This window comes from Anaerovibrio lipolyticus (genome assembly GCF_021531495.1).
In the GTDB taxonomy this organism is placed as follows: domain Bacteria; phylum Bacillota; class Negativicutes; order Selenomonadales; family Selenomonadaceae; genus Anaerovibrio.
Window position 1 is genome coordinate 1 of the sequence record NZ_JADYTY010000053.1, and the last position, 6125, is coordinate 6125.

Annotated in this window: 4 protein-coding genes and 3 pseudogenes; 3 read left to right on the forward strand and 4 right to left on the reverse strand. The window is 40.4% G+C overall.

Annotation, left to right across the window (positions count from 1 at the left end):
• Positions 1-85: 85 nt before the first annotated feature.
• Both I6E26_RS10740 and I6E26_RS10745 read left to right on the forward strand, forming a co-directional pair.
• Positions 86-739, forward strand: a pseudogene (locus tag I6E26_RS10740) (hydroxyethylthiazole kinase); the annotation flags it as partial.
• Positions 740-1637: 898 nt separating this feature from the next.
• Complete coding sequence (locus I6E26_RS10745) at positions 1638-1811, forward strand: hypothetical protein (protein ID WP_235321863.1); 174 nt, start codon at positions 1638-1640, stop codon at positions 1809-1811.
• Between the two features lie 418 nt (positions 1812-2229).
• Here the strand turns inward: I6E26_RS10745 and I6E26_RS11410 are convergent.
• Positions 2230-2853, reverse strand: a pseudogene (locus I6E26_RS11410) (flagellin); the annotation flags it as partial.
• 629 nt (positions 2854-3482) lie between these two features.
• A pseudogene (locus I6E26_RS10755) lies at positions 3483-4092 on the reverse strand (flagellin); the annotation flags it as partial.
• A gap of 384 nt (positions 4093-4476) precedes the next feature.
• On the opposite strand from I6E26_RS10755, the gene I6E26_RS10760 reads away from it, so the two are divergent.
• Positions 4477-4872 (forward strand): helix-turn-helix domain-containing protein, encoded by a 396-nt coding sequence (locus I6E26_RS10760; protein ID WP_235321864.1) that lies wholly within the window; start codon positions 4477-4479, stop codon positions 4870-4872.
• 156 nt (positions 4873-5028) lie between these two features.
• Here I6E26_RS10760 and I6E26_RS10765 read toward each other — a convergent pair whose 3' ends face one another.
• Both I6E26_RS10765 and I6E26_RS10770 read right to left on the reverse strand, forming a co-directional pair.
• Positions 5029-5418 carry a hypothetical protein gene (locus I6E26_RS10765; protein WP_235321865.1) on the reverse strand — a complete coding sequence of 130 codons (390 nt, stop codon included), beginning with the start codon at positions 5416-5418 and terminating at the stop codon, positions 5029-5031.
• 50 nt (positions 5419-5468) lie between these two features.
• Positions 5469-5891, reverse strand: a complete 423-nt coding sequence (locus tag I6E26_RS10770; RefSeq protein ID WP_235321866.1) for a hypothetical protein — start codon at positions 5889-5891, stop codon at positions 5469-5471.
• Positions 5892-6125: the final 234 nt, after the last annotated feature.

The window sequence follows — 6125 nt, forward strand, 5'->3', positions numbered from 1 at the left end:
TTGTGCAACTACATTTTACCACAAGGGTTCGCTATGGATTTTTAAGTGTTCAACTTAATTATACAATCCGCCTCTCAATCTTGGAAATATAACTGATGCCCGTATGGCTTCTATGAAAATTTCTGCTGGTGCTGCCAAGGATAAAGGGATTCCCTTTGTCTTGGACTTGGTGGGACTATCCTGCAGCCGGCTTCGTCAAAAATATGCCAAAGAGTTGCTGCAGATTGCTGTTCCTGATATTATCAAGGGTAATATTTCTGAGCTTAGAACCCTGCTGGGCCTGCCTACCACTCCCGGTATGGGCGTAGAGGCGGGGCAAAAGGAAATGGTTACTAAGGAAAACGCTCTGGAATATGCCAGGATTTTTCAAAAGCAGGCTAGGGAATATCATGCCCTTCTTTTGGCAACTGGCCCTATAGATTTGGTTGTGTCCTCTGAGGAGGCTTATATTATTGCCAATGGAAGCAATGCTCTTGCTTCCATTACAGGTACTGGCTGTATGAACAATGTACTAGCAGGAGCCTGTCTTGCCGGTGTTCATGGCATAAGCTCCCAAGCCACCAATAATACCCTAGCTGCCATATTATCCTGTCTGCTTCTTGGTATTGCCGGAGAAAATATCCAGGATATATATCTAAATCAAGGCCCCGGCAGCTTCCACTACAGCCTGATGGATAGCATTAGCAAGCTAACACCTCAAACCATCGCCCAGCAATGTAATATTACAAAATTAATATAAATATCCAACCAGCCGCCTTATCCAACAGAAAGACAGCTGTTTTAGTATGAGTATTTTCATTCTTTAAATTTTGATTTGCCGAATACATCAATTATCTATACACTTCTCGCAGGCATGGCATATACCCTTACAGGCACGCTCGCGCTATATTGATGTGCCTCACGCTGCTAAACTCATTTAATCGCATGAAAAGCTTCACAATGTTCACCTTTTCATGGCTTAAATTCGTTAAGAAGCGAGGCACATCGATATACCTGTTAAGGGTATATGTTATGCCTTATATTTTGTGTATTCATTGCACCTTCCTGCTTTGGCACTATTTGGAATGACTTATTCCCTACGAAGATGGCAAATTTATTGGGGATTGACAATATCGATAAGCCTTGATGATTCGACAACAGCCGGAGGGGCATGACACTTTTGCATCGGGAGGCTCTTGCTTTTGCGTAGCAAAAGTGGCCCGGTGGCACTCTCTATCATTACGGCCTCTGTGAAATGGCTCAGCGACAAGCGGTATTTGTGCGTAAGGATAAACCCTCAGGTAGGGCCATTAAGTCGGACAGAGCAAAAGTCGTCATGACCGCAGGCTGTATATCGAAAAAATTTTGATATTATACATACGATAGTAGTAAGATAGCCAATTCGGTAAATCAGAACTTGACTAATATATTTATGTAGGCTAAAATAAGAGTATAAAAAAAGAGCGAACCACAATGATGGTCGCCACTACATGTTTTTAGGTCTATGAAATTCGACCGTCAAACAGTGGAGCAACACTGATGGTCACAACACCTTACGATAAAGCTGTCCCGGCAAGGACAGCTTTTTTCGTGTATATAAGATGCCGGTCGATATGTGACAATTACACTAATTTAGTAAAATCAGCGATAGTTCACCTGTGATTGTAAGTCGCAGTAATATTGCCATTACCATGATTACTACAAGAGCAACCAATGGTACAAGGGCGTATATTGCTACAGCTAATGCCTCATCACAGGCGCTTCCCTTTTCTGGGAACACTATTATCGAAACCTCTACAGATAACATTCTCCATGCTACCATCTCCCTGTAAACAAAACTGCTAGGCAGAACATTTACTTATTTGCAGGGCGACCATCATTTGTATCATTGATAACAGTATTTTCATATTGTGTTCGCTCTGTGGGCATGATCCCACAATATATACAAATTATAACAAATGTTTTAATCGTAGTCAAAACTGTATTTTATAAAAATTACCTTATCCCTACAAATCGGAATTTACATACACAAGAGAATGGGACGGGAGTGACAACTCTCCCGCCCCATATGCAATGGTAGTTCTAATAACACACCTTGGTCCTTCAGGCTAGCAACAAGAAGGGGTGCGGAATTAGTATATTTAGTTATATATCAACAATAGGCTAGAGCCTATTGCAGAATATATCAAGGTAATTTGGACAGTTTATTTACCTAAGTAAATTCACTGTCAACCAGCTATCACCATGCTCTTACTGGAGCAGGGACAGTACGTTGGAGCTGGACTGATTAGCCTGTGCCAACATGGACTGTGCTGCCTGCAGCAGAACATTGTTCTTGGTGTAGTTGGTCATTTCCTTAGCCATATCAGCATCACGAATAGTGGACTCAGAAGACTGAACATTCTCAGATGCAGTGGTCAGGTTAGTGGAGGTGTACTCCAGACGAGACTCAACGGAACCAATAGTGGTCTGCTGATCCAAAGCCTTCTGAATAGCATTGTCCAGAACATTGATAGCAGCATTTGCCTTGTTCTGAGTGGAGATGTTCAGCTTAGTGCCATCTGCACCCTGCAGACCAAGAGCCTCAGCACGCATATCGGTAAGACCAACCTTAATGGACTGGTTAGCCTTGGCACCAACCTGTAGGCTAATAGCATTATCCTCAGACTTATTCTGAGCACGAACTGTCTCTTCAAAAGCATCCAAAGCTGCATTAGCAGATTTCTTAACATTACCATTTTTGTCGCTAATGCTAATATTAAAGCCAGAAATCTGTCCACCAACGCCAGAAGCATTAGCAGTGATTGTAACAGCATTCTGACCACTTGCAGTTTCAACTACTGAATCTGCAGCGGATACACCAACCTTGGAGCCAGTAAGCAAAGTAGGAGCTGCAGCACTCTTGCTATAATTAATTTTTGCAGCTTCATAAGCTGCTACAGCGTCATCATAGGTTTTTACAGCACCACCAGTTCTAACATCAATATCAGCTAAAGTTTTTCCCGTATCATATGTAGCCCCATTGTAGGCTTTCAATGCATCACTCATAGTAGTTATTGCTTGACCACCTGTAGTATCAGCCTTCAATTTAGCGAAGTTACCTTGACCGGCAGCTGTAGCCAAATAATCCATGCCAGATAATCCAGCCAAAGCATTGGTATCAATTTTCTTGTCAGCAGTTGCACTAGTATTATATGTTGCTATAGCACCCTTGAAAGCATCAACAGCTGCATCAAAGGTTTTCTGTGCATTATCAAAAGCAGTTACAGCACCTGTATAAGTACCCTTTGCAGAAGTAAAAGCATTATTGGCAGTTTGAACCTCTGTCTGTTTAGCTGTTTTTTCTGCATCAGTCAAGCCATTAACTTTAGCAATACTATCGTTAGCAGCACTACCAAAGATGGTATCCTCATCATTAATCATCTCAGCCTGAGTGAAGATATCCTGCAGGGTACGAATGCCATCCTTTTTGCTAGGATTATTTGTAGGATCGGTTGCATAACTAACATCAAAAGTAGCAGAATAAGTCTTACCACCCTTAACATAGGAAACTGTAACCTTATCGGTATCCATAATCTCCAAAGAATCACCACTACGTGATTTCAACTCAGTAAGCTTAGTAGCCTCAGTTGTGTCTGTAGAAAGATTCTGATTGCTCAGTGCAGTGTAGGTAGCATTACCTACAGTATTCTTGGAGCCATCAACCAGATACTTGCCGTTGAAGGTTACATTTGCGTTATCGTTAATCTGGTCGATGGACTGATCCAGTTCCTTCTGGATGGTCTGACGGTCAGAATCGGTGTTGGAATCGTTGGCTGCATTTACAGCTTTTTCCTTCAAAGTCTTGAGAATCTCAACAGTGGAGCTTACAGCACCCTCAGCAACCTTCATCATGGAGCTGCCATTCTGAGTGTTCTGATTTGCCTGATCCAGGGAACGGATCTGTACACGCATACGCTCAGAAATAGCGTAGCCGGAAGCATCATCAGCAGCGCTGTTAATCTTCATGCCGGAAGAAACCTTCTGCAGGCTCTTGGACAGTGCGCTGGAGTTCTTGTTCAAAGTATTGAGTGTGTTAATTGCGGTCATGTTGTTCTTTACGACCATAGCCATGATATATTCCTCCTTGACTAAAAAACATGGGGAGCAGGCATCCTTGCCATCTCCTCTGAAAACTATTACTGATTTTGCTATTTTAGCAAAATTGCAAATACAACAAGGCCACAAAAAATCCCAATCCGCGGTATGGAAGATTTTGTCCTGTCTATTTGCTATTTCAGCAATCTCTTAATTCACATTATACTTTGCTATTTTGGCAAATGCAAGATATTTTTTGCTATTTTATCAATTTTTTTATTTTGGCAATTTTTCTTTCTATAATTAGAACATATTGTGAAGACATTATAAGGACAGAGTAATGGTTACTCCTTCACCTGATTATAACAAGGCCTGTGAACATTTTATGGATAAGTAGCAAAAATCAAGGAGGTAATTTTCATGGACAAGGAATCCCCAATAGGACAGCGGATTTATGATTTGCGCATTGAACGGGATATTCAGCAGGGAGAATTGGCAAATGCCGTGGGCCTACATCAAAGTGTTCTCAATCGTATTGAGAAAGGCTGCCGTCCTGCACGAGACACAGAAATTGCCAATATTGCCTCCTTTTTGCAGGTTAGCAGTGACTATCTGCTGGGCCTACCACCTGTTCAACAAGAAGCCCAAGCCCTGCCTCTTAAGGAGAAAAATTCGACTTTCCAGAATGACTTAAATCTCCAGGAACAAAATCTAGTACAGATATTTCGCCAACTGGATAATCGCGGCCAACATACGGTGTTGGACACCCTGCAACGAGAATACGATTATGTAAAACCACAAGAAAAAAATGCCTGATTATTCATTTTCCCATACTGCAAAAATAAAACTGTCTACCTGTACTTACAAATTAATAATTTCCACAAAAATAGCGTATCGAGTCAATTGTAGTGGCCCCATAAAGTCTAACCTTTCAGGGTTGTTACAAATCGATACGCTATTTCAGTATATTTTTTATAACATAGCAACAGCTTTCCTAAATTCTTCTAAGGACATACCTGCTCTTTTAGCCGCATCCATATTAGAAAGTATACCATCTTTTACTAATTCACACAGGGTTCTTAACCTTCCCTCTGCTCTCCCTTTTTCCATGCCTTTTTCAATGCCTTTTTCCATACCTTCTTCTTCAGCAATTTCTCTAGCTCTTTTATCATCCCACTTAAAAGTCACCATATCCAGAACCTCCTTTTCATGTTCTTTAAAATATTCTTTCATCAATTCATTATTTCTGCAATATCGAATAGCAGATTTAATAGCCTGAGTTAAGTTCTGTTTTGCTGCTAAATATTTCTGTACCTTTGCGACAAAGACACTATAACACCGCAGTTCATAACAAGAATCCAAAAGCTTTTTTCCTTTGTCCAAATTAATATTGTAGCTATCTGCAACTAATTCTAAGGAGTGACTTTCCCCTCAAATGCCTCCGACAGCCTCATAATACGATGCTCAGGTTCATCCTTACTACCATTATACAACACATAGAACTTCGGTGCAGGTATTTTTACCATCTTAGAACGATAAGCCATATCTACATCTATATGTCTTCTATACAGCTTGCCAATATACCATAACATTCTTAACGGCATATTGGGATTCCATGATCCCTGATGTTCCATGAGCACTACAGTATGATTACCTATATCAAAACTGATATCGTTCTTTACATCATTGTAAAATGTTCCCCGCAATGTGTTAATAGTAATATCCCTAGGAGAAATATTTTCCCCGCTAAGTGCATTATACAAGCTGCATAGTCGCTTCTTGTCCTTAAAAATATTTCTAAATAGCGAATCCTTGTAATTACGTTTCCCCTGCATCTACAATCCCCCTATTTCATTTCTGGATAAATAAAAAAATCCTCTGCAAAATAAACTTACAAAGGATTTATATTTTTATTATTCGACAAAATTATTCAATCTCCTGCTTGCATAAAGATATTTTTTTAGATTTTACAGAATCCCCCAACCTCCCGATAACCTAAATTCTGATTTATCGAGTTACCTCTCTCCCTAGAGTTGTAAATATAATTCGGGATGTCAAAGATTTTCGAT

What these genes read in the sequence shown, in the direction of transcription:
- I6E26_RS10760 (WP_235321864.1), top strand. Translation starts at nt 4,477, where the DNA reads ATGGACAAGGAATCCCCAATAGGACAGCGGATTTATGATTTGCGCATT.
- I6E26_RS10770 (WP_235321866.1), bottom strand. Translation starts at nt 5,891, where the DNA reads ATGCAGGGGAAACGTAATTACAAGGATTCGCTATTTAGAAATATTTTT.